This is a genomic window from Chitinibacter sp. GC72, from assembly GCF_009760905.1.
Taxonomy (GTDB): Bacteria; Pseudomonadota; Gammaproteobacteria; order Burkholderiales; family Chitinibacteraceae; genus Chitinibacter.
The window spans coordinates 258,514-280,466 of sequence record NZ_VIRW01000001.1; the positions used below are offsets into that span (position 1 = coordinate 258,514).

Below are 21,953 nucleotides of genomic sequence, written 5' to 3' on the forward strand. Positions count from 1 at the left end.
GGTATTACATGCCGACTGCAACCCATGAGTGAATAAGCTTCGCTTGACCAGCGCTTGCGGCACAAGCCAGATAAAACAAAGCCCCGGATCAACCGGGGCCTATGCACACATCCAGCCTACACATCAGTCAGCAACGGCCTTAATCAGCAATTTCGGTTTTGCCGCGACCGCTGTTCTTGGCGCGGTAGAGGGCTTCATCGGCGCGCAAAACCATGGCGCGGCCGTTTTCATCGTTGCGCAATTGCGCCATACCGGCCGAGAACCGAATATCAATGCGTTTGGCATGATGCATATACGGCGTTCGCCCGGTCACCAGCCGCAAGCGGTCGATCACATAAGCCGCGCCCTTGCTGTCGGTATCGACCAGCAGAATCAGGAATTCTTCGCCGCCATAGCGCACCAGAATATCCGACTCGCGCAACACGGCCTTGGTCAGATTGGCCATATGCACCAAGACCTGATCGCCCACCAGATGGGTAAATTTGTCGTTGATGGTTTTGAATTCGTCCAGATCCAGAATCACCGCCGTCAGGCGAGAATCATTGCGTTGCGCGCGTTTGACTTCGCGCATCAGCAAATGATCGAGGCCTTGGCGATTGAGTGCGCCGGTCAGCGCATCTTGCTCGAGCACTTTACGATTAAACGCCAGATCTTCCTCGATATGACGGATAGAATCGCGAATCGTCTGCAAATCGGCGTGCGAGGTTGTCACGGTAGAGTGGACATTGTGCGTGGTGCTAATCACCACATTGAGCAAATCTTCCAGCGTGGCGTGTGTTTCTTCCGGTGGCACCGATTGCGCCGCGTGCGCCTCGCGCACCGCCTGCAGGCTACCTAGGCTGTCTTGCATCACGGCGCTGGAGCCGGACAAATGACTCAGCAGACCGTCAGTCACTTCACCCATCTCATGGGCGGCGTCATCGAGCTTGTAGAGCACCTGCCAGGCCAGTTGCATTTCGGTGGCCGTTTTGCTTTCAGGCGCCTTAATGGTGACAATCGCATTGTAAAATTGCGCGTAGTTCTCCGGCGTGGGGGGCAAGCCGCGCTCGGACAAGCGTTTGAGCGCGATACGGGCAATTTCAACCGGATTGACCGGCGTTACTGAAGACATCTGAAAGCTACCTAAGCAAAAGCTAATACAGGAAAATTGATTGTAAGGGTTGACGCAGACTACGCCAAGCAAGTTCGCTACAATGATGCATCTTTTTATGAAAAATCAATATTGTCGATTGCTCGCACTCGACAAGCGGAATCAAACTCTATGCACATTCACATTCTGGGTATTTGTGGCACGTTTATGGGCGGTATTGCCGCACTGGCTCGCGAGGCGGGTCACAAGGTGACCGGTTGCGACGCGAATGTTTATCCGCCAATGTCGACCCAGCTGGAAAGCTTAGGGATTGAGCTCATCGAAGGCTTTGGTGCCGAGCAAATTACGCTCAAACCTGATCTCTTTGTGATTGGCAATGTGGTCAAGCGGGGTATGCCGCTGATGGAGGCGATTTTAAACGCCGGCCTGCCCTATACCTCGGGCCCGCAATGGCTGGGCGAGCATTTGCTGCGCGATAAATGGGTGCTGGCCGTGGCTGGCACGCACGGCAAAACGACCACCACCTCGATGCTGGCGTGGATATTGGAAGACGCCGGTTTCGCGCCCGGTTTTCTGGTCGGGGGCATTCCGGAAAACTTTGGCGTTTCCGCCCGCGCACCGGGTACGCCGCGCCAGGATGTGGCGAGCACTTCGCCCTTCTTTGTGATTGAAGCCGATGAATATGACACGGCGTTTTTCGACAAACGCAGCAAATTTGTTCACTACCGCCCGCGCACGGCGATTTTGAATAATCTGGAATTCGATCACGCCGACATTTTCGCCGATCTCTCAGCCATCGAAACGCAATTTCACCATCTGGTGCGCACCGTCCCCGGCCAGGGCCGCGTGATTGTGAATGGCCAGGAAGACAGCCTGCAACGCGTACTTGATCGCGGCTGCTGGTCGGAAGTGGAGCTCTTCGCGGCTAATGATGGCTGGGCACTGGGCGAGGTACATGCCGATGGTTTTGACGTGCTATTTAATGGCGAGCCACAAGGCCGCCTTGCCTGGAGCCTGATGGGTGAGCACAACGCGCACAACGCGCTGGCCGCGATTGCCGCCGCCCGCCATGTGGGCGTTACGCCTCAAGTGGCGATTGAAGCGCTGGGCCGGTTTGAAAACGTCAAACGCCGGATGGAAATCAAAGGCGTGGTTAACGACATCACCGTGTACGATGATTTCGCCCACCACCCCACCGCGATTGCCACCACTGTGGCTGGCTTGCGCGCCAAAGTGGGCACGCAGCGCATTCTGGCCGTACTCGAGCCGCGCTCGAACACCATGAAGCTGGGCACCATGAAAGAAGCGCTGCCCGGCAGTCTGATCGACGCCGATCGGGTGTTTTGCTATGGCGCCAATCTGGGCTGGGACACAGCGGAAGCGCTCGCGCCACTGGGCGCGAAAGCACAAAGCTTCACCGAGCTGGACAGGCTGATCGCCGCCATCGTGGTCGAGGCGCAACCGGGCGACCAGATTCTGGTGATGAGTAATGGTGGTTTTGGCGGCATCCACGACAAATTGCTCGCCGCGCTAGCCTAGGGGTATTACCCTGTAAACAATGCAGCAATTAGCTTAGCAGCACATACCCATAAAAAAGCCCGCAACTGCGGGCTTTTTTATGGCTGAAACAGCCGCGCGCACTCGCGCAGTGTTTAGGCGTAATAGCGTTTAGAAAATTCCAGCATGCGCTCGATCGGGGCGCGTGCGGCATCCATATCGGCGCTCGTCAGGTAATCAATCACCGTGCCCTGCCCCGCTTGTGCGCGTTTCACCGCCTCGATGGTGTTCATCTTCATATATGGGCAGGAATTGCACTGGCAACCGGCATAAATTGGCGCTTGCTCGATATTCAGATCTGGGCGAGCCAGGCGCATATTGTACAAAATGCCGTCTTCGGTCGCGACGAAGATCGCCGCATCGGCCTCTTTGTCGAATGACTTGATCCAGTTGAGCATGCCTGATGTTGAACCAACATAATCGGCCAGCTTCAGTACCGGCAACGGGCTTTCCGGATGCGCAATCAGATACTTGGCGGTGGAGCAGGCCGCAAAGGCTTCATCCAAGGCTGTCTGGTTAAATTTATCATGCACTTCACACACGGCCGACCACAGCGGCATCTCGTAACCATGCTGATAATTCAAATACCCGCCCATATTGTAATCCGGCGAGAAAATCACTTTTTTACCTTCGGCGTACAGATGCGCAATGATGTCGTCCACGTTGCGGCTGGTTACAATCCAGTCGGAGAGCGCCTTATGCTCGGCCGAGCTATTGATGTACGACACATGCACATGATCAGGATACGACTCGCGCCAGGCTTTGAGCGCAGCCACATCGGTCTGCGTAACCAGCGAACAGGTAGAACCGGCATCGGGCAAAATCACCGTGGCATTCGGGTTCAAAATCTTTGCCGTTTCCGCCATAAAGCGCACACCGGCAAATACAATAATGTCAGCATCGGCATCGCGTGCGAACAGGGACAATTCCAGACTATCGCCCACCTTGTCCGCCATCTGCTGAATTTCCGGGGCGGTATAGTAATGGGCAAGTGTCACAACGCGTGGCATAGGGCTATCCTCGATCAGACTAGACAAAGACGACGCTCGCCAAAGGCATGGCGGCGCCTAAATTCATAGCTGCGAATCTTACCATGCCCCACGCCACTCGCTCAGTAGCAAAAACGCCATTTTTAATTAAAAAATCAACATTTAGCCAAAAAGTGCATTTGCAGTGCTTGACACATTCAAAGCCCTTAGCCATAATTGCGCTCCTCTGCAAATCACACAGAAATGCAGAAAAGTGATGCGGGATTAGCTCAGTTGGTAGAGCGATACCTTGCCAAGGTATAGGTCGAGAGTTCGAGCCTCTTATCCCGCTCCATCACACACTGGCGTAGTACAATTTAGTAGTTGCATCATGCGATGCGGGATTAGCTCAGTTGGTAGAGCGATACCTTGCCAAGGTATAGGTCGAGAGTTCGAGCCTCTTATCCCGCTCCAAATCTGCCAAGCAGACGATGCGGGATTAGCTCAGTTGGTAGAGCGATACCTTGCCAAGGTATAGGTCGAGAGTTCGAGCCTCTTATCCCGCTCCAAAATCTGCCCAGCACACGATGCGGGATTAGCTCAGTTGGTAGAGCGATACCTTGCCAAGGTATAGGTCGAGAGTTCGAGCCTCTTATCCCGCTCCAAATTTTAAAGAAAGTAATCATTACTTTCTTTGCCCCTTAAGGCGGGGTAGCAAAATGGTTATGCCGCGGATTGCAAATCCGTTTACGCCGGTTCGATTCCGGCCTCCGCCTCCAGCTTAAAAGCCCAGCATTGCTGGGCTTTTTTGTAAAGCAAGGCTAGCAAGCCTGCAGCAAGGCTGTTAAGATTTACTTCAAGTTGCTCGGATGGTGAAATAGGTAGACACAAGAGACTTAAAATCTCTCGCCGCAAGGTGTGCCGGTTCGATTCCGGCTCCGAGCACCACCAATCAAGGGTTTAGCCGCAAGGTTAAGCCCTTTTTTGTTGCCCTCCCCGCCTCAGCTGCCGCCAATGGCTGATCGCAGATATAATCTGACCCTACTCTTTCAAAAAAAAGCTGCAACCCTCCTCCATGCTCCAAGACATCCAAAAAACCCTGTGGGCCGCTGCTGATAAGCTGCGCGCCAATGTGGACGCTGCCGAATACAAACACATAGCGCTCGGCCTGATTTTCCTGAAATTCATTTCCGACTCGTTCGCTGCCCGCCGTGCCGAACTTACCCGCCGCTTTGCCGATGAAAACGACGAATATTTCCTGCACGATTGCGACGACGAAATGCTGGCCGAAGAGCTCGAAGAGCGCGATTACTACCGCGAGGTGAACGTATTCTGGGTGCCCGAAGCCGCCCGCTGGGAAGCCTTGCGCGCCAATGCCAAGCAGGCTGACATTGGCAAACGCATCGACGATGCGCTGGCGATTATCGAAGTCGAAAACCCGCGTCTGAAAGGCATTCTGGACAAACGCTATGCCCGCGCGCCGTTGCCCGATGGCAAGCTCGGTGAACTGGTCGATTTGATTTCCACCATCGGTTTTGGCGAAGACCAAAGCAAAGCCCGCGATATTCTCGGCCAAGTGTACGAATACTTCCTCGGCCAGTTCGCCAGCGCCGAAGGCAAAAAGGGCGGGCAGTTCTACACGCCGCAATCCATCGTTAAAACGCTGGTCGCCGTGCTCGACCCGCATCAGGGCAAAGTCTACGACCCGTGCTGCGGCTCGGGCGGCATGTTTGTGCAGTCGGAAAAATTCATCGAAGCGCACGGCGGCAAGCTCGGTGATGTGTCGATTTACGGGCAGGAATCCAACCCGACCACGTGGCGCTTGGCGGCGATGAACCTCGCCATTCGCGGCATCGACTTCAATCTGGGCCGCGAGCCGGGCGACACCTTCACCAAAAACCAGCACCCCGACCTGCGCGCTGACTTTATTCTCGCCAACCCGCCGTTCAATATCAGCGACTGGTGGCATGGCTCTCTGGAAGGCGATTCGCGCTGGGTGTACGGCACGCCGCCGCAAGGCAACGCCAACTACGCGTGGCTGCAACACATGCTCTACCACCTCAAACCCACCGGCCGCGCTGGCATTGTGCTGGCCAACGGCTCGATGTCGTCCAGCCAGAATAGCGAGGGCGACATCCGCCGCGCCATGCTCGATGCCGACGTGGTCGAAGTAATGATTGCGCTGCCCGGCCAGCTGTTTTTCAACACCCAAATTCCTGCCTGCCTGTGGTTCTTGGCCAAAACCAAAACCACCCGCCAAGGCGAAGTGCTGTTCATCGACGCGCGCAAGCTCGGCAAAATGATTTCGCGCGTTCAATGCGAGCTGGATGACGAGGGTATTTCCCGCATCGCCAATACCGTATTGGCATGGCGCGCCGGGCCGCAGGCCCAAGTGCCGCTTGCGGCCGGGGAGGAAAATTTGGTTTACCAGGACGTCGCAGGCTTCTGCCGCAGCGTGAAGCTGGCCGAAATCGCCGAACACGGCCACGTGCTGACCCCCGGCCGCTACGTCGGCGCGGAGGAAGTGGAAGACAACGACGAAGATTTTGCGACCAAAATGACCGCGCTTTCTGAGAAGCTCGGCGAGCAAATGGCCAAAGGCGCAGAACTCGACCAGCTGATTCGCCAGAAACTGGGAGGGCTGGGGTATGAGTTCTGAACTGCAAATGTGCAAGATACTCCCTCAGCAAGAAGACGACATCTCCAGTCGAGCAGATTTGCTTCCTACAAATAAGCTTGATGAATGGTTCTTCTCAACAATTGGAAGCCAAGCTACTTTACAAAGAGGATTTGATATTACGAAAGCAGAGCAGCGTAGTGGAGCTGTTCCTGTAGTTTCGTCATCAGGCATCAGTAGTTTTCATGATTCAGCGAAGGTGAAAGGCCCCGGAGTTGTGCTTGGGCGAAAAGGGGTTGTTGGAAGCGTGCATTTTCTAGAAGTTGATTTCTGGCCGCATGATACGACCCTGTGGGTTAAGGATTTTCATGGAAACAATCCGAAGTTTGTTTATTACTTTTTCTTGGGTAACTCACATGAATTGAAAGGATTAGATGTTGGGTCAGCGAATCCGACATTGAACCGAAATCATGTTCACCCAATTAAAACAATTTGGCCATCTTTAGCCGAGCAAAATAATATTGCCGAGTTTCTTGGCACCCTCGACGACCGCATTGCGCTGTTGCACGAGACTAATGCGACGCTGGAAGGCGTAGCGCAGGCGCTGTTCAAGTCGTGGTTTGTCGATTTTGACCCCGTCCACGCCAACGCCGGCACCCAAGCCGCCACGCTCCCCCCCGAACTCCAAACCCTCTTCCCCGCCACCTTCACCGAAACCCCACAAGGCTCGGTGCCGGAGGGGTGGGGATGGGTAACGCTGGATGAAATTTCAGAGGTAGGCATTGGCAAAACGCCACCAAGAAAAGAGCAGCACTGGTTTTCAGAGAGTCCTAGCGATACTCGCTGGGTGTCAATTCGCGATATGGGAATGTGCGGCGCATATATCGCAACCACCAGCGAATTCCTCACTCAAGAGGCTGTTGAGCGATTCAATGTCCGTGTTGTGCCAACAAATACGGTTATGCTGAGCTTTAAGATGACGATTGGGCGTGTTGCCATTAGTGATGGCGCAATGACAACCAACGAGGCGATTGCGCACTTCAAGCTCAGTGAGAAATCGCAGATTTCTAGTGAGTTTATTTATTTACATCTGAAATCGTTTGATTACTCGACACTCAGCAGCACCTCATCTATCGCGGATGCGGTGAACTCCAAGACAGTAAAAAACATACCTATTTTGTTGGCTGATGCGAGTGTGCTTGCTGAGTTCCAAAATCGAATCGAGCCAATTTTTGGCAAAATCAAAGTCATTGAGCAGCAAGCCCAAACCCTCGCCACCCTGCGCGACACGCTACTGCCACGCCTCATCTCCGGCCAGCTCCGCCTGCCGGATGCCGAAGCTGCACTGGCGGAGGTGGTGTGATGTTGGGCAGGTATATTCATGCAGCCATTGCTAATCAATGGCTATGGCTACATAGGCTAGTGGGTATATCGCCCCGCAGCGTTCCGGTGGGTTACGCCGCTGCACAGCCAAATCACCTACAACTCTGTAATCCTAGTTTGATATGTCGAGGCAAGATAAACTCGGCGCACATGCTAAAAGGGAATATAAATGATTAGCAAAATTTCTCTGAATTGCTTCGGTCCGACAGAAAGTTTGTGCTGGACAGCGCTTGGGCCAATTAATCTTATCATTGGCGGGAATGGCTCAGGCAAAACTTTTCTGCTTAAAGCCATCTATAGCAGTCTGCGTACACTGGAAGAATATAAGCGTGGACAGGAGCAACGAACCGCAGCGGAAATTCTGGCGGATAAGCTGTATTGGACATTCCAACAGGACAAGATTGGTGACTTGGTCAGAAAGGGGCACAGCACCTTGAGCTTTGAGCTTGAACTTGAGCAGCGCGCTTTTAGCTTCTCTTTTGGCAAGGACACGACCAAGCAAATTACAACCTTGGAAAACCATGTTCCCCCACGCGCTGCGAATTCAATCTTTTTGCCGCCAAAAGAAGTATTAAGCTTGCAGCACGTTATTCTGAAAAGTCGCGAGCAAGATAAGGATTTTGGCTTTGATGACACTTATTACGATCTGGCCAAAGCTCTGACTTATGGAACCAGTGCGGGTAGAAATTACAATGAATTTGCCAAGTCCAGAGCTGCGCTTGAATCTATCCTTGGCGGGAAAATCGAATTTGATCCTGCTAGTCAAAAATGGCAATTCAAGAATGCTAGAAACCAGAAATTCCAGATTGGCGTCACAGCCGAAGGCATCAAGAAAATAGCCATCCTTGATACCTTGTTGGGGAATCGTTTCTTGAGTCCAGAGTCGGTAATTTTCATTGATGAACCCGAGTCGGCGCTACATCCGGATGCCATCGAGAGATTGATGGAGATTATTACGGTGCTCGCTGCGCGCGGGATTCAGTTTTTTATTGCCAGCCATTCATACTTTGTTATCAAAAAGCTGTACCTGCTGGCACAAGAGCAGCAAATGTCTATTCCAGTGCTTTCATCTGTGGCTGATCAGTGGAAGGCTGACGATCTGTTGAGTGGCATGCCGGATAACCCGATTATTGAGGCCTCTATCGCTTTGTACCGAAAAGAAATGGAGATTACGCTGGGATGACGAAAACCATTATCGAATCCGGCATGAATTTTGGCCCTTATCCCGATGACGATTGTTTTGAGCTGGAAAAATCAGCGATTTATCTTCGTATCCAGCAAGGCGTAATGATGGCCGAATTTGCTTTGATTAGGCACTCGCCAAACAAGCCATCTGTCATCTGGTTAGTTGAGGCCAAGCGCTCTTCTCCTCGCCCAGGAGATCAGGTCAAATTTGATAATTTCATTGATGAAATTAGGCAGAAACTCACCAATGCACTGCACATGGTGATAGCTGCAAGATTAAATCGACATCCAGAAGCGGCTGGCGATTTGCCACTGGGGTTTAATGCACTGAACTTGCAGGAAGAGTTCAAATTGGTTTTGGTCATCAATGGTCATCAAATGGCGTGGCTTCCCCCGTTGCAGGATGCCCTTCGTGCTGCATTATCCACGCTGTGCAAAACCTTTGGCCTTAAGCCAACTTCTGTTGCTGTCATTAACGATCAGTTAGCCCAATCGCACGGACTAATTTGAGTAATAGGTAGCACCAAAGCGTTCGCGCCAAGCTGCGCCTGATGGTGAAACGTATCCTGCGCAAATACAAATACCCACCGGATGACCAAGAAGAAGCTGTGCAAGTGGTGCTGCAACAAGCAGAAGCATTAGGCTGCGAATGGACTTAGCTGACACCGGCTAGATCAGCAGACGAAAAAATGGGTTACAACCGTGAAGCTGTAACCCATTGTTTTATTTGGTCGGAATAGCGGGATTCGAACTCGCTACCCCTTGCACCCCATGCAAGAAAATCAAAATATAGCAAGGTTTCGTAGAATCCAAAATCAACATCAAATCATTGATATTGTTGAATTTTAACAAAGTCAAAAAACAAACATCGTCCTTTAATGTATCATAGCGTCCAACACAACCCAGTCATTTTGTCGGGGCATTTGTCGGGGCGCTAGATAATGGCAAAGAGCGAAAATATACTTACCGTATTGAAATTAAAAACACTCAAACCGGAGCAAAAAGGCGAACGCCTGAGTGATGGCGGCGGGCTATCTGGATGTGTGTCAGTAGGTCGTGATGGCCGAGTAACGGTGCAATTTACTTACCAGTTCCGCATCGGGGAAAGGCGCAGAGAAAAACGATGTGGCACATGGCCGATCAAAGACCTTGCTGATATACGCGCAGAACGCGAAAAACTGCGTAAACAGGTTAATCAGGGGATAGACCCCATTGAGCAGGAACGTCGCGACAAGGAAGAGGCCGAACGCCAGCAAAGAAACCGCGAGCTACAGCACCAGCTACAGGCCGCTGAGGCTGCACGATTAGCCGCCCGCATGACGTTTAGCGAACTATTCGAGAAATGGCATGCCCAGCAATTACAACAGACCCGAAAAGACAAAGGCGCAGAAATTCGCCGCCAGTTTGAAAAGGATGTAATCCCAACGCTGGGTAACATGTTTGCCGACGAAGTAACTCGACGCGATATTGCTGCCCTATTGAATGCCATTGTAGCGCGAGGCTCTAACCGCATGGCGAATGTTACACTGACCGACTTACGGCAATGTTTCGGCTGGGCTATTGGCGGCGGGCTATTAGAAAATGACCCTACCAGCCATTTAAAGAAAGCTAGCTTTGGTGGAAAGGAAGAAGAACGCGACCGTGTATTGTCCGATAGCGAGCTACGCCACTTACTGCAGGTAGCCCTACCCTCCTCAAATCTGAGCGTTAAAGGCAAAGCAGGCATTCGGATTATGCTGTCCACTGTTGCGCGGGTAGGTGAACTCCTACGGGCAAAGCGTGAAGATATTGACCTTGATCGTCGCGAATGGCTCATACCAAAAGAGAATGCTAAAAACGGCAACGCCCACATTATTCATCTATCCACTTTCGCCTGCACCGCATTCACTGAGCTGCTATCTGTGCAAGATCACCCCGTTTGGCTATTCCCTGACCGCACAGGCACAACCCACGTTTGCCCCAAAACATTAACCAAGCAAATAGCCGACCGACAGCGCGACAGCGTACCGATGACAGGACGTAGCAAAGACGCGACCAGTCTTATTCTATCCGGCGGGCAATGGCGGTCGCATGACCTACGCCGTACAGGGTCAACACTAATGGGTGAAATTGGAATCAGGCCGGATGTGATAGATAAATGCCAAAACCACATCGAAGAAAACAGAGTAACCCGAACGTATCAACGACAAGAGCTACTTGCCGAACGCAAAGCGGCATTTAATGCACTTGGTGAGCGGCTCGAATTATTAAGCAACCCTACAGCAGTCAACGTAATAACGCTTAAACGCGCCTAATTAATAAAAATCAGCTACTTAAGTAGTGTTGCGTAACAAAATGGAAAAGATTCAACTCCCCCAGCATGGATGCCGCTTGTTCATTGGCTTTGCCACGGCATGGGTTCGGAGTCTTTCCATTTAGTTGCAACAGACTACTTATACAAAAGAATCTGAAATTAGCCTCAGCATCATTGGATGCAAATAGACATTCCTGAATATGAAGCGTGTAAAATCTAGATTGAGGTGATCGGCATTTTGCTGATGTACATCAAGTCAGAAAAAGGAACTTTACATATGGCTTCAATTAATGACTTTGCATTGAATGATGCAGAAATGGCGGCAAATCACGCAAGCAACCACTTAGATAACAGTACAACCATGAAAGCACTAAAAGCCGCACTAGCATACACACAAGGAAAATCAGGTGATTATATTCAGTCAGCGATAGACAACTATTTAAAACCTATACGTATGCTTAAAAATTGCGCTGAAATTCTAAGCCGTACCGTGGGCTATTTCATCGTAAGAACAGGCCATTCGCGCTCAGCAGCGCCAGCCATTCGCACAACTGGCAACAATGTTACGAAATCGAGTAGCAGCGGCTCAAGCGACCCCGACCCCGAGCCGCGACGACAAAGACAAGTGCTACAAACGCGGCTTGATCTAGCCCGCGCTCTAACTGCCACCACCCAATTCGTTGGAGGTGCGCGATGAATACCCAATTCAAAATTCACCGACTACCCGAAGTCATCAGCATGACTGGCCTAAGCCGCTCAAGCATCTACGCCATGATGGCAAGTGGACAATTCCCGCAGTCCATTAAGCTTGGTGCGCGTGCAATTGGTTGGCGCTCCGACAATCTTGCCGCATGGTTTGAATCACGAGGGGTGGCAAAATGACCAAAAAAAATGCCACTCCTAAGAGCAGCACCCAAAAAACACAATTCGATTTTAAATCATGCGCTGATCGCGTGAAAGCCGCCGTGCAAGGTTGCTGGCCTGTCGCACTGCAACGCTTAGGAGTGCCCGCAAAACTGCTAGACGGTCGCAATCACCCTTGCCCCGCGTGCGGTGGTACAGACCGCTTTCAATTTACCGTGCGGGGCGCTGGTGCTGAATATGGACGTTTCGCTTGCCGTGGTTTGGATGAGCAAGGCGGTGATGGATTCAAGCTGGTGATGCACGTTTTCAATCTGAGTTTCCCCGATGCGGTGCGAGCCGTGGCCAAGGCGCTGGATATGACGATTGAAGGATGTAGCGAAATCCCGCGCTATCAGTTGCCAGAGCCAAAAGCAGCACCAGCGACAGCGATTGACCGCACCGAGCGCCTAAGTGCCTTATTCAATTCAGGCCATGCACTGAGTGAGGCCAATAATGCAGGGCAGTATTTATCCGCGCGTGGTATCAGCAGCACCGTTTGGGAATCAGCGGGCGAATTGAGGCATATCGACAGCTTGCCTTACTGGCATTCGGTAAATTCAGAAGCCGTACAGCTAGGCACTTACCCCGCAATGATTGCCCGTATAACCCGCCCTGATGGCTCAATAGCTGGAATCCATCGCACCTACCTTAGCGGATCTCAAAAATTGGATTTAAGGCTTGATGGTGATGAAAACCCATTGCCAGCAAAGAAAATCCAGATTGTCCGTGATGGCGCTTTAGGTGGTTCAGCAGTCCGTTTGTTTCCACTCGATAGCTCAGGCCGTCTAGGCGTAGCAGAAGGCACAGAAACCGCACTAGCCTCGCATGAAATGACCTTAATACCCGTTTGGGCTTGCCTAAGCACTGGGGGCTTGCGGTCGTTTGTTGTGCCGGATGGCGTGCATGAAATCATTATTTTTGGTGATAACGACACGCCCGACCGACAAGGCCGGAACGCTGGAAAAGAAGCTGCAAAAGCACTGGCACGCCGTCTAATTTCAGAAGGCTTCAAAGTGAAGATGATGCTGCCTTCAGTAGCGGGCACAGATTGGCTTGATGTGCTGAATGATCGGAGGGCGGCAAGATGAATGACCAGATCACACTTGATCTTGATAGCGCGCCACACCTTACCCTTGAAATGCTGGACGCATCGAAAGTGCCGACTACCGGCATGACGACCCGCACCGAAGATGAATTGATTAATGAACTGGCAGGGTTGACCACCATTCAATATGAACGCCGCCGCGCTGGTGCTGCTAAGGCTTTGGATATTCGCGCTAACGTACTAGATAAGCTGGTGGCTGCTGCTAGAAAAGACCGCGAAGCCGCGCAAGACGATAACAAACAAGGGACGCTAGTTCTGTTTGATGAGATCGAGCCGTGGCCTGATACGGTCTGCGGCGCAGAGGTACTGACTGAGGCGTTTCAACTGCTGCAAAAATATGTGATTGCCGACAAGGAAACATTGCGAGCTGCTGCGCTGTGGTGCGCTTTAACTTGGCTAGCTGATCGCGCTACCGTGCTACCTATCGCCTTGATTAGCGCACCAGAGAAAGGCTGCGGCAAGTCGGTATTGCTGGAGGCGCTTTCGCACTTGTGCTTTAAGCCGCTACCCGTAGCCAGTGTTTCCGCTGCTGCGATGTTTCGGGCGATTGAGAAGTGGAGTCCGACGCTATTCATTGATGAGGTTGATACCTTCATGCGTGATAACCCCGAACTGGTGGGCGTTATCAATTCAGGCCACACCCGCCGCAATGCGTTTGTGTTGCGCACCGTGGGTGATGACTTTGAGCCAAAGGCGTTTTCGACGTGGTGCGCCAAGGCTTTATCGGGTATCGCAGCAAAGAACCTGACCGACTCGCTAGTTAGCCGTTCGATTATTTTTAATCTACGCCGCAAGCTCAAGACCGAAACCGTAGCGCCATTACGCCGCGATTCAGAGCGATACTTTATCGACACTCGCCGCAAGCTGGCACGACTGGCGCAAGACATCGGGGAGCAGTTCAGTAACACCGTGCCTGAGCCGTTCGGCCTTGATAACCGCGCTGCGGATAACTGGGAAGGTCTGGTAGCCATTGCTGATATTGCTGGCGATGTTTGGCCTGTGTGGGCGCGTCATGCAGCGCATCATATCGCGGGGGCTGTGGATGACGCGCCAAGCGTGAATCAGGAATTATTAGGCGACATTCAAACCGCTTTTGAGCGCCGTAAAACCGATAAATTGCACACCGCGCAACTACTGGCAGAGCTGTGCAATGATGCCGAATCATCATGGGCAACTTATAACCGTGGGCGTGAACTTTCACCAAAACAGCTTTGTATTCGCCTAAAAGAGTTCGGCATTAAGTCAAAGCAGATTTGGATTAGTGGGGAAGGCAATCGGAATGGTTACGAATTGGCGCAATTTAAAGAGGCGTTTTCTAGGTATCTAGCGGTAGATAGACACGACGTTAATTTAAAGGATTTTTTACCCCTACCGCTGCAAGGTGAGTATGAAAACCTACTAAACGACGCGAATTCGTCCGCGCCCCCTATTTTGCCCTCTATAACTCTAGACCCCAATAACGGCGCGGGTTTCAGCCCAATTCGTCCATCTAGAACCTCACACACTCTAGAGGGTGAAAAACCGCTACAACTCAATATCCATGCGGGTTCTAGAGTTCTAGAGGGAGAAATACCCCTAAGTGCAGAGGAAAGCAAGAAATCACCGGAAAATCAGAGTAACGATGACTGGCTGGCAGAACTGGATGCAGAGGAATTTTAAACATGATGGCAGCACTGGCAACATTGGCTGGTGCTGGCCTGAGTGCCAGCATTAAGCAAGACGGCAAAACCTTGGTTGTGATTCCGGCTTCACACATTACGCCGGATATTCGCCAATACATTATCAAGCACAAGGCCGAACTATTAGCCGAACTCAAATCAGCGAATGACGCTAATCAGCGGGCAGTTATCACCTACCACCTCAATGACGGTAAGGGCGGCGTATTGATCGACCCCGAGGGGGTAGCCAGTGCCGTTTCTGATTTGCTTGATAGATATGGTGGCAGGCTGGATATGCTGGCCTTGATTGATACGCTGAATGGCATGGGTGAAGCAGCAAGAACCGAGGCAGCAAAACTATTCGAAAGAGTTTAACTAGGAGCACCAAGCAATGACCAAAATCAAACGCCTTAAATTACTCACCAAGCTATTTAAGCCCGAATTTAAAAATGCGGGCATCTGGGAAAGGTTCAAAGAAGGCCGTGGGACTGGATGTAGTGTTATCGCGCGTGAACTAATGCTGCATGAGTCATACCGATATTATATTGAAGTCATGGCGATGATTCGTACTGAAGCCGACTAGTTTCTTTAGTCCCTAAAGGCAACTGTGCACCATGCTCCTTCTAGTTTGCTTTTGTCCAAATTTTTTGGGGTAAATGGGACAGCAAAAGACGCTAGTGTCATCAGATAGCGCAACATGATTTTTAAGGTGTTATGCTGCAAATTATTTATGCTTAAAATGCTGCAAGGAGTGATGAATGAATCCGGTAAGAATTCTGGGGTGGTGTATTGTCTTGTTTGCAGGGCTAACGCCAATCAATTGGCTACGATTGCTAATTATTGGCGAGCTACCACAAAGCACTACTATACCGATGCTTATATTTTCAATGTTGATTGCTTGGGCTATCGCTGGAGGCGTAGGTTATTTGCTAGTCATAAATGCACGCAAAGCAGCGTTGAAGCCTGTTGCTGAGGGACGTTTTTTTTGTACAGCATGCGGCCATCAAGGGGAGTCGCATAGCCATACCTCTGGCTCGATTGGAATCGAAGTTGTGCTTTGGATTTGCTTTTTAATTCCCGGTTTGATCTATAGTATTTGGCGGTTGAGCAGCAGGCACGATGTATGTTCATTTTGTGGGAGCAAAAGTTTGATTCCTGCCAATTCTCCTAAGGCCGTGGCTCAAAAACGGCAGATGGGTTTGTAAATTTTTACAAGTTAAATACATGCCCGCCAATACGGCGGGTTTTTTTACGGACTAAAATCAATAGCTCAATTGGTTATATTTGGTAAAATAAACCTATTAATTGAGTATATAGGTGGCATAAGTGGTTGATTTTGACACTGAGAATAATGCTACAGACGGCGCAAAACCTAGGCGAAACCGTAAGCCCCCCCTTGATACCGTTTGCCGTGTAAAAAAAGAAATGGCGAAACTCTATCGAGATGCACGCGCTGGTGCTGTGGATGTCAGCGATGCAAGCAAACTGGCGAACATGCTTAACGTATTGGCGCGACTGATTGAAACCAGCGAGCTAGTGCAACGAATGGAAGCATTAGAGAAGGCGGTAAAAAAATGAGGAAAAATCTACTCAAACGACTGGCATTGCTTGAGGTGGCAATCATTGGCGAGCCAAGCCCGTTGTACGGTGTGCTGGTAAGGCTGACACTAGCTAAAGGTGAACCAGTGCCGACAGTTGCTAAATACGACCATGCGGCTGTTGAGTCGGCACTGATCGAATGCTTGCCCTGCTGAATATCAGAGGCCGCCTGAGAGCTTTAGAGCTGGCAACCGTACAGGATATCCCGCCCCGCGTGCTAATCATTCGGCATAGTAAGAATGAGGCCGCATTGATGGCTGTGGCAAGAAAGGCACGCTGCGATAATTTGATGATGATTCGGATAGTAAGGGCGGGACGAGAAGCCAACTAGAAAGAATTTATGGAGTCCATAAGTAAAGTGCGCAAAACTGCGCAACTCAAATCGCTGTCGGGGCATTTGTCGGGGCATTAGGGGTAAATATGCCTAAAAATAAAAAATGGGTTACAACCGTTAAGCTGTAACCCATTGTTTTATTTGGTCGGAATAGCGGGATTCGAACTCGCGACCCCTTGCACCCCATGCAAGTGCGCTACCAGGCTGCGCCATATTCCGAGAGAGTGCATTCTAACAGAGCTTACATTTCACCTCAAGACACCTCATGGATTTTTCTATCCATGCGACCTCCTGCACCCCAGGCAAAATGCTTAATTTTCCAGCCACGCCAGCAAGTCCTCCAGCTCGTGTCGCACTTCGGTCAGGCTTACCTCGCCCGAGTCAAAGTGCCCTACTTCAGCCAGATGCGCCCCCAGTTGATTGCGCGCCCCGCTGATGGTGAACCCTTGCTCATATAGCAGTGAGCGAATCCGGCGTACCAGCAATACTTCGTGATGCTGGTAATAACGCCGATTGCCCCGGCGTTTAACCGGCTTTAACTGCGTAAACTCTTGTTCCCAGTAGCGCAGAACATGAGGTTTGACACCGCACAAATCACTGACTTCACCGATGGTGAAGTAGCGCTTGGCCGGTATCGACGGTAACTCATTGGTTGGAATAACGCTGCTGGAGTTTTGCATAGTGAACTTCAACCATACCTTTTAGTTTTTGGCTGGCGTGGAATGTCACCACGCGGCGCGCTGAAATAGGAATCTCTTCACCGGTCTTTGGGTTGCGGCCAGGGCGCTGCGGCTTGTCGCGCAGCTGGAAATTGCCAAAACCTGACAATTTCACCGTATCGCCTTCAGCCAAAGCACTACGAATTTCATCAAAAAACGCTTCCACCATGTCCTTGGCTTCGCGTTTATTCAGACCCACCTTATCAAACAGCATATCGGCCAAGTCAGCCTTGGTTAAGGTCAAAGTACTCGCTTCGTACTGCATTATGTTCTCAAGATCGCGCCGCATGTTTCTGCCTTCTTAATCAACGCCGCCACAGCTGCGTCGACTTCTTCATCTGTTAAAGTTTTGTGAGTATCTTGCAATAACACTTTGAATGCAAGGCTCTTTTTACCTTCTGGCAAACCTTTTCCACGGTAAACATCGAACACATCAATGTTGGCCACAATGGACTGCTTGGCACTTGCAAAAGCAGTTTTGAGTTGATCTACCGTGACGCTCTCATCCATCAGCAAAGCCAGATCCCGGCGCACGGCTTGGAATTTCGATACCGCACCCGCACTCAATGTCTGCACTTGCGTCAGCGCAGCGACATCCAGCTCAAACACCACCGGGGCATTTTGTAGGCTGTATTTTTGCACCCACTGTGGGTGTAGCTCGCCGACAAAACCAATCGCTTGGCCATCAAGCACCACCTCAGCCGAACGGCCCGGATGCAGCGCTGGGTGACTGGCGCGACGGAATTCAGCTACGCGTGGTGCTAGCAAGGCTTCGACATCAGCTTTGACATCAAAGAAGTCAACGCGCTCTTTACCCGCTCCCCACTGCTCAGCCACACGGCCACCCCAAGCAAGGGCGGCGATTTTCTCAGGTTGCTGCTCGGCATTCAAGCCATTAAACACGCGGGCTACCTCAAACAGGCGCACGCGGTCTTGCTTGCGGTTTTGATTGTGCTGCAAGGCTGAAATCAAACCACCGAGCAAGGTTGATCGCATCACGCTCATCTGGCTGGCGATCGGATTGATCAGCTTGATCGGCGCATTATTCGCAGCAAAGTCCGCTTCCCATTGCGTTTCGACAAAAGCGTAGGAAATGGCTTCCTGATAGTCACGACCCGCGATGATTTGCTTCAGTACGTTTTTACTACGCAGATGGCCGGGCTGCGGCAACATGGCGCTGCGCGCATTGCTTGGCTGCACCGGAATATTGTCATAGCCAAACACACGCGCCACTTCTTCGATTAGATCTTCTTCGATCTCGATATCAAAACGGTACGAAGGCGGTGTCACGGTGATCACATCACCTGCAAGCTCGCTCGCCAGACCCAAGCCTTGCAGTAGAGCAACGATCTCAGCCGCTGGCAGGCTAATGCCCAACACTTTAGCCACGCGAGACACACGCAGAGCAACAGGTTTGCGCGCTGGCAACTCAGCCACAGATTCAGTCACCGGGCCAGCCTGACCACCGCAGATCTCAATAATCAATGCAGTCGCGCGTTCGAGCGCTTCACGAACGAAGCCAAAATCAACGCCACGCTCGAAACGATGGCTAGAATCGGATGAGAAACCAAAACGACGGCCTTTACCGGCGATCACGTCAGGCGCAAAGAACGCCGACTCGAGGAAAATATCGGTGCAACCGGCTTCAACGCTCGATTCTGCGCCGCCCATAATGCCGGCCAAAGCGACAGGCTTCACGTCATCAGCAATCACCAGCAAATCGTCGGTCAGTTCCAACTCTTTTTCGTTCAAGAGTTTGATTTTCTCGCCAGCTTTAGCAAAACGCACATTGATGTCGCCTTGCAGCTTTGCCAGATCAAACGCGTGCATTGGTTGGCCGAGTTCGAGCAAGACGTAGTTGGTCACATCGACAATCGCAGAGATCGAACGAACGCCACAGCGCTCAAGGCGTTGCTTCATCCAATCAGGGGTATTGGCTGCTTGATTAACACCCACAATGGCTCTACCCGCATACCGTGGGCAAGCATCTCCAGCTTGCAAATTTACCGCGCGTGTTTGGCCAGCTGTTACTGCCACCGCAGGCGTTTCAACCGAACACAATTCGGCCTTGGTCAGCGCAGCCACTTCACGCGCCAGACCACGGATTGACAGGCAATCACAACGATTTGGCGTCAGTTTCAAAGTCATCAGGCGATCATCAAGATCGAGGTATTCGCGAATCGGCATCCCGACTGGGGCATCCGCAGGCAAAATCAGCAAGCCCGAGGATTCTTCAGCCAGGCCGATTTCCTGCTCGGCACACAACATGCCCATCGACTCAACGCCACGGACTTTGGCTTTCTTGATTTTAAAGTCGCCCGGCAATACAGCTCCAACGCGCGCGCACGGCACTTTAATTCCAACGGCAACATTGGCCGCACCGCAGACAATTTGCAATGGCTCGGCTTCGCCAACATTGACGCTACATACGTTTAAGCGGTCTGCGTCGGGGTGCTTGGTCACGCTGAGCACTTCAGCCACATACACTTCAGTAAATTCAGGCGCGGCCGGATCGTTCTCTTCCACTTCAAGGCCGGCCATCGTCAACAGATGAGCCAACTCGTCAGAATTGATCGCAGGATTAACCCAGCTACGCAACCACTGTTCAGAAAATTTCATACACAGACTCGGCTTTTAATTTATACAAAAACGCACTAGCAAGGCACGACGTCAAAGACAGTACACAGGTACGGCAAGACGGAGTAACGCGGCTGGCGCGTTTTTGCCTTAACACTTATTTGAATTGAGACAAGAAAGACAGATCATTGTCGAAGAACTGGCGCAAATCGTTCACGCCGTAATACAGCATCGCAAAACGATCCAAGCCAATCCCGAACGCGAAACCGGTGTATTTCTCGGCATCAATATTGACGTTTTTCAATACATTCGGATGCACCATGCCGCAGCCACCGACTTCCATCCAGCCTTTTGACCACTTCACGTCAATCTCGGCCGATGGCTCGGTAAATGGGAAGAATGAGGGGCGGAAACGCACCTCAAGATCATCACGCTCAAAAAAGCGGCGCAGGAAGTCGACGATCACCGATTTTAGATCGGCAAACGACACGCCTTCATCAACCCAGAGACCTTCCATCTGGTGGAACATCGGCGAGTGCGTCGCATCCGAATCAACGCGATAAACACGCCCCGGCGCCACAATCTTGATCGGCGGCTCATTATTGAGCATGTAACGCACCTGAATCGGCGACGTATGCGTGCGCAAGACCAGTGGTTCGCCATCATTTTCTACGTAAAACGTATCCTGCATCGCCCGCGCGGGGTGATTTTTAGGAATATTCAGCGCTTCAAAGTTATGGAAGTCATTTTCGATTTCCGGGCCATCAGCCACGGCAAAGCCCATGCTGGCAAACAGCGTTTCAATGCGTTGCTGCACCAAAGTCACCGGATGCAGACCACCCTTGGCAGTGCCACGCCCTGGCAGGCTGATATCGAGCGCCTCGGCCGCCAATTGTGCAGCGAGTTTTTGCGCAGCAATCGCATCACGTTTTGCATTGAGTGCAGCTTCAAACGCTTGCTTGGCCTGATTGACCGTTGCGCCGAAAGATTTTTTCTCTTCTGGCGGCAAAGCAGCCAATTGCTTCATGAGTTGAGTAATTTCGCCCTGTTTACCGACGTAAAGGGCTTTGACATTTTCTAGCTCTACCGGATCATTGGTCGCATCTAATGCGGCCAAACCGGCTTCAAGTAACGTTTGCACGTTCGCAACCATGGTTCTGCGCCCGATCTATTGAAATGTGAATGGAAAATATTTAAGCAAACCAACGGCTTGCCAAGCAGATTGGCTCACAGTTGTGTTGACGAAATATTTTCGAAAGCAGAGAAAAAACTGAATAAAAAAGGGAGGCTAAGCCTCCCTTCTCATCAGCAGAACCGATTATACAGCGAGACTAGCTTTAGCTTTTTCAACAAAAGCAGCAAATGCTGGTTTGTCGAATACAGCCAAGTCAGCCAACACTTTACGGTCAACCACGATGCCAGCCTTTTTCAGGCCATTCATGAAGCGGCTGTACGCCAGACCGCACTCACGTGAAGCGGCGTTAATACGCGCGATCCACAATTGACGGAATTGACGTTTTTTCTGACGACGGTCACGGTACGCGTATTGACCGGCTTTCATCACCGCTTGTTTAGCGATGCGATAGACGTTCTTACGACGACCACGATAGCCCTTAGCGAGGGCTAAAACTTTCTTATGACGAGCACGAGCGGTTACACCACGTTTAACGCGAGGCATGTGATTCTCCTTAGGTTATGCGTAGGGCAACATTGCACGAACAGACGCCATATTGGTCGCATCGACCATAGACGTACCGCGCAATTGACGCTTGGTTTTAGTAGTTTTCTTGGTCAAGATGTGACGTTTGAACGCATGGCTGCGCTTAACACCACCACCGCCAAGTACTGTAAAGCGCTTTTTCGCGCTGCTCTTGGTTTTCATCTTTGGCATTGCATTGCTCCGATGAGCTATTAGATCAGGCGACAGGCGTCTAATAAAAATAGAACTTAATACCCGCCACCCCG

The 21,953-nt window shown here is 51.3% G+C and carries 23 protein-coding genes, 7 tRNA genes and 1 pseudogene; 22 read left to right on the forward strand and 9 right to left on the reverse strand.

Annotated elements, in window-relative coordinates; all coding sequences use genetic code 11:
• Nucleotides 1-139 precede the first annotated feature (139 nt).
• The gene (locus FLS37_RS01125) at nucleotides 140-1,111 is read right to left on the reverse strand and encodes a GGDEF domain-containing protein (protein WP_157314078.1); all 972 of its coding nucleotides are present in this window, start codon (nucleotides 1,109-1,111) and stop codon (nucleotides 140-142) included.
• Nucleotides 1,112-1,261: 150 nt separating this feature from the next.
• On the opposite strand from FLS37_RS01125, the gene mpl reads away from it, so the two are divergent.
• Nucleotides 1,262-2,629 carry a UDP-N-acetylmuramate:L-alanyl-gamma-D-glutamyl-meso-diaminopimelate ligase gene (gene mpl, locus FLS37_RS01130; RefSeq protein WP_157314079.1) on the forward strand — a complete coding sequence of 456 codons (1,368 nt, stop codon included), beginning with the start codon at nucleotides 1,262-1,264 and terminating at the stop codon, nucleotides 2,627-2,629.
• A 113-nt stretch (nucleotides 2,630-2,742) separates the two neighbouring features.
• Here the strand turns inward: mpl and nadA are convergent, their stop codons facing one another.
• The gene (nadA, locus tag FLS37_RS01135) at nucleotides 2,743-3,657 is read right to left on the reverse strand and encodes a quinolinate synthase NadA (protein ID WP_157314081.1); all 915 of its coding nucleotides are present in this window, start codon (nucleotides 3,655-3,657) and stop codon (nucleotides 2,743-2,745) included.
• Nucleotides 3,658-3,894: 237 nt separating this feature from the next.
• Here nadA and FLS37_RS01140 point away from each other — a divergent pair.
• From FLS37_RS01140 to FLS37_RS01240, 21 genes and pseudogenes are all read left to right on the forward strand, one after another.
• A tRNA-Gly gene (locus FLS37_RS01140) sits at nucleotides 3,895-3,970 on the forward strand.
• Nucleotides 3,971-4,013: 43 nt separating this feature from the next.
• Nucleotides 4,014-4,089, forward strand: a tRNA-Gly gene (locus tag FLS37_RS01145).
• 19 nt (nucleotides 4,090-4,108) lie between these two features.
• A tRNA-Gly gene (locus tag FLS37_RS01150) sits at nucleotides 4,109-4,184 on the forward strand.
• A gap of 20 nt (nucleotides 4,185-4,204) precedes the next feature.
• Nucleotides 4,205-4,280 (forward strand) — tRNA-Gly (locus FLS37_RS01155).
• Nucleotides 4,281-4,320: 40 nt separating this feature from the next.
• Nucleotides 4,321-4,394 (forward strand) — tRNA-Cys (locus FLS37_RS01160).
• A gap of 84 nt (nucleotides 4,395-4,478) precedes the next feature.
• A tRNA-Leu gene (locus FLS37_RS01165) sits at nucleotides 4,479-4,563 on the forward strand.
• A 127-nt stretch (nucleotides 4,564-4,690) separates the two neighbouring features.
• Nucleotides 4,691-6,274 carry a class I SAM-dependent DNA methyltransferase gene (locus tag FLS37_RS01170; protein ID WP_157314082.1) on the forward strand — a complete coding sequence of 528 codons (1,584 nt, stop codon included), beginning with the start codon at nucleotides 4,691-4,693 and terminating at the stop codon, nucleotides 6,272-6,274.
• Nucleotides 6,264-7,595 carry a restriction endonuclease subunit S gene (locus tag FLS37_RS01175; RefSeq protein WP_198314437.1) on the forward strand — a complete coding sequence of 444 codons (1,332 nt, stop codon included), beginning with the start codon at nucleotides 6,264-6,266 and terminating at the stop codon, nucleotides 7,593-7,595. The genes FLS37_RS01170 and FLS37_RS01175 overlap by 11 nt, the downstream gene beginning before the upstream one ends.
• 189 nt (nucleotides 7,596-7,784) lie before the next feature.
• The gene (locus tag FLS37_RS01180; protein ID WP_157314083.1) at nucleotides 7,785-8,798 is read left to right on the forward strand and encodes an ATP-binding protein; all 1,014 of its coding nucleotides are present in this window, start codon (nucleotides 7,785-7,787) and stop codon (nucleotides 8,796-8,798) included.
• A complete protein-coding gene (locus tag FLS37_RS01185) occupies nucleotides 8,795-9,310 on the forward strand; it encodes a hypothetical protein (protein ID WP_157314084.1) in 516 nt (171 codons plus the stop codon). The genes FLS37_RS01180 and FLS37_RS01185 overlap by 4 nt, the downstream gene beginning before the upstream one ends.
• 26 nt (nucleotides 9,311-9,336) lie before the next feature.
• Nucleotides 9,337-9,459 (forward strand): annotated as a pseudogene (locus tag FLS37_RS01190) (type I restriction enzyme endonuclease domain-containing protein); the annotation flags it as partial.
• Between the two features lie 282 nt (nucleotides 9,460-9,741).
• Nucleotides 9,742-11,094: a site-specific integrase gene (locus tag FLS37_RS01195; RefSeq protein ID WP_157314085.1), complete on the forward strand. Its 1,353-nt coding sequence runs from the start codon at nucleotides 9,742-9,744 to the stop codon at nucleotides 11,092-11,094.
• A gap of 276 nt (nucleotides 11,095-11,370) precedes the next feature.
• Nucleotides 11,371-11,790, forward strand: coding sequence for a hypothetical protein (locus FLS37_RS01200; RefSeq protein ID WP_157314086.1), 420 nt, complete (start codon nucleotides 11,371-11,373; stop codon nucleotides 11,788-11,790).
• Complete coding sequence (locus FLS37_RS01205) at nucleotides 11,787-11,975, forward strand: AlpA family transcriptional regulator (RefSeq protein WP_157314087.1); 189 nt, start codon at nucleotides 11,787-11,789, stop codon at nucleotides 11,973-11,975. Before FLS37_RS01200 ends, FLS37_RS01205 begins: the two co-directional genes overlap by 4 nt.
• Nucleotides 11,972-13,084 carry a toprim domain-containing protein gene (locus FLS37_RS01210; RefSeq protein WP_157314088.1) on the forward strand — a complete coding sequence of 371 codons (1,113 nt, stop codon included), beginning with the start codon at nucleotides 11,972-11,974 and terminating at the stop codon, nucleotides 13,082-13,084. Before FLS37_RS01205 ends, FLS37_RS01210 begins: the two co-directional genes overlap by 4 nt.
• Entirely contained in the window at nucleotides 13,081-14,760 is a 1,680-nt protein-coding gene (locus FLS37_RS01215; protein ID WP_157314089.1) for a DUF3631 domain-containing protein, read from the forward strand. Before FLS37_RS01210 ends, FLS37_RS01215 begins: the two co-directional genes overlap by 4 nt.
• 2 nt (nucleotides 14,761-14,762) lie before the next feature.
• A complete protein-coding gene (locus FLS37_RS01220) occupies nucleotides 14,763-15,134 on the forward strand; it encodes a hypothetical protein (protein WP_157314090.1) in 372 nt (123 codons plus the stop codon).
• A 16-nt stretch (nucleotides 15,135-15,150) separates the two neighbouring features.
• Nucleotides 15,151-15,342, forward strand: a complete 192-nt coding sequence (locus FLS37_RS01225; protein ID WP_157314091.1) for a hypothetical protein — start codon at nucleotides 15,151-15,153, stop codon at nucleotides 15,340-15,342.
• 175 nt (nucleotides 15,343-15,517) lie between these two features.
• Entirely contained in the window at nucleotides 15,518-15,964 is a 447-nt protein-coding gene (locus tag FLS37_RS01230) for a hypothetical protein (protein WP_157314092.1), read from the forward strand.
• A 121-nt stretch (nucleotides 15,965-16,085) separates the two neighbouring features.
• Nucleotides 16,086-16,337: a hypothetical protein gene (locus FLS37_RS01235; protein WP_157314093.1), complete on the forward strand. Its 252-nt coding sequence runs from the start codon at nucleotides 16,086-16,088 to the stop codon at nucleotides 16,335-16,337.
• Nucleotides 16,334-16,513: a hypothetical protein gene (locus tag FLS37_RS01240; RefSeq protein ID WP_157314094.1), complete on the forward strand. Its 180-nt coding sequence runs from the start codon at nucleotides 16,334-16,336 to the stop codon at nucleotides 16,511-16,513. The genes FLS37_RS01235 and FLS37_RS01240 overlap by 4 nt, the downstream gene beginning before the upstream one ends.
• 321 nt (nucleotides 16,514-16,834) lie before the next feature.
• Here the strand turns inward: FLS37_RS01240 and FLS37_RS01245 are convergent.
• The 7 genes from FLS37_RS01245 to rpmI form a co-directional block, all read right to left on the reverse strand.
• Nucleotides 16,835-16,911: transfer RNA gene (locus FLS37_RS01245), tRNA-Pro, on the reverse strand.
• A gap of 92 nt (nucleotides 16,912-17,003) precedes the next feature.
• Nucleotides 17,004-17,372 (reverse strand): MerR family transcriptional regulator, encoded by a 369-nt coding sequence (locus tag FLS37_RS01250; RefSeq protein ID WP_157314095.1) that lies wholly within the window; start codon nucleotides 17,370-17,372, stop codon nucleotides 17,004-17,006.
• Nucleotides 17,338-17,655: an integration host factor subunit alpha gene (locus FLS37_RS01255; protein WP_157314195.1), complete on the reverse strand. Its 318-nt coding sequence runs from the start codon at nucleotides 17,653-17,655 to the stop codon at nucleotides 17,338-17,340. The genes FLS37_RS01250 and FLS37_RS01255 overlap by 35 nt, the downstream gene beginning before the upstream one ends.
• 20 nt (nucleotides 17,656-17,675) lie before the next feature.
• Nucleotides 17,676-20,030, reverse strand: a complete 2,355-nt coding sequence (gene pheT / locus FLS37_RS01260) for a phenylalanine--tRNA ligase subunit beta (protein ID WP_157314096.1) — start codon at nucleotides 20,028-20,030, stop codon at nucleotides 17,676-17,678.
• Nucleotides 20,031-20,145: 115 nt separating this feature from the next.
• A complete protein-coding gene (gene pheS, locus FLS37_RS01265; protein WP_157314097.1) occupies nucleotides 20,146-21,141 on the reverse strand; it encodes a phenylalanine--tRNA ligase subunit alpha in 996 nt (331 codons plus the stop codon).
• A gap of 165 nt (nucleotides 21,142-21,306) precedes the next feature.
• Nucleotides 21,307-21,666, reverse strand: coding sequence for a 50S ribosomal protein L20 (gene rplT, locus FLS37_RS01270; RefSeq protein WP_157314098.1), 360 nt, complete (start codon nucleotides 21,664-21,666; stop codon nucleotides 21,307-21,309).
• Between the two features lie 15 nt (nucleotides 21,667-21,681).
• On the reverse strand, nucleotides 21,682-21,879 hold the full coding sequence (gene rpmI, locus FLS37_RS01275) for a 50S ribosomal protein L35 (protein ID WP_157314099.1): 198 nt from the start codon (nucleotides 21,877-21,879) through the stop codon (nucleotides 21,682-21,684).
• Nucleotides 21,880-21,953: the final 74 nt, after the last annotated feature.

Coding starts and splice junctions, on each gene's coding strand:
- FLS37_RS01125 (WP_157314078.1), bottom strand. CDS start 1,111: ATGTCTTCAGTAACGCCGGTCAATCCGGTTGAAATTGCCCGTATCGCG.
- mpl (WP_157314079.1), top strand. CDS start 1,262: ATGCACATTCACATTCTGGGTATTTGTGGCACGTTTATGGGCGGTATT.
- nadA (WP_157314081.1), bottom strand. CDS start 3,657: ATGCCACGCGTTGTGACACTTGCCCATTACTATACCGCCCCGGAAATT.
- FLS37_RS01170 (WP_157314082.1), top strand. CDS start 4,691: ATGCTCCAAGACATCCAAAAAACCCTGTGGGCCGCTGCTGATAAGCTG.
- FLS37_RS01175 (WP_198314437.1), top strand. CDS start 6,264: ATGAGTTCTGAACTGCAAATGTGCAAGATACTCCCTCAGCAAGAAGAC.
- FLS37_RS01180 (WP_157314083.1), top strand. CDS start 7,785: ATGATTAGCAAAATTTCTCTGAATTGCTTCGGTCCGACAGAAAGTTTG.
- FLS37_RS01185 (WP_157314084.1), top strand. CDS start 8,795: ATGACGAAAACCATTATCGAATCCGGCATGAATTTTGGCCCTTATCCC.
- FLS37_RS01195 (WP_157314085.1), top strand. CDS start 9,742: ATGGCAAAGAGCGAAAATATACTTACCGTATTGAAATTAAAAACACTC.
- FLS37_RS01200 (WP_157314086.1), top strand. CDS start 11,371: ATGGCTTCAATTAATGACTTTGCATTGAATGATGCAGAAATGGCGGCA.
- FLS37_RS01205 (WP_157314087.1), top strand. CDS start 11,787: ATGAATACCCAATTCAAAATTCACCGACTACCCGAAGTCATCAGCATG.
- FLS37_RS01210 (WP_157314088.1), top strand. CDS start 11,972: ATGACCAAAAAAAATGCCACTCCTAAGAGCAGCACCCAAAAAACACAA.
- FLS37_RS01215 (WP_157314089.1), top strand. CDS start 13,081: ATGAATGACCAGATCACACTTGATCTTGATAGCGCGCCACACCTTACC.
- FLS37_RS01220 (WP_157314090.1), top strand. CDS start 14,763: ATGATGGCAGCACTGGCAACATTGGCTGGTGCTGGCCTGAGTGCCAGC.
- FLS37_RS01225 (WP_157314091.1), top strand. CDS start 15,151: ATGACCAAAATCAAACGCCTTAAATTACTCACCAAGCTATTTAAGCCC.
- FLS37_RS01230 (WP_157314092.1), top strand. CDS start 15,518: ATGAATCCGGTAAGAATTCTGGGGTGGTGTATTGTCTTGTTTGCAGGG.
- FLS37_RS01240 (WP_157314094.1), top strand. CDS start 16,334: ATGAGGAAAAATCTACTCAAACGACTGGCATTGCTTGAGGTGGCAATC.
- FLS37_RS01250 (WP_157314095.1), bottom strand. CDS start 17,372: ATGCAAAACTCCAGCAGCGTTATTCCAACCAATGAGTTACCGTCGATA.
- pheT (WP_157314096.1), bottom strand. CDS start 20,030: ATGAAATTTTCTGAACAGTGGTTGCGTAGCTGGGTTAATCCTGCGATC.
- pheS (WP_157314097.1), bottom strand. CDS start 21,141: ATGGTTGCGAACGTGCAAACGTTACTTGAAGCCGGTTTGGCCGCATTA.
- rplT (WP_157314098.1), bottom strand. CDS start 21,666: ATGCCTCGCGTTAAACGTGGTGTAACCGCTCGTGCTCGTCATAAGAAA.
- rpmI (WP_157314099.1), bottom strand. CDS start 21,879: ATGCCAAAGATGAAAACCAAGAGCAGCGCGAAAAAGCGCTTTACAGTA.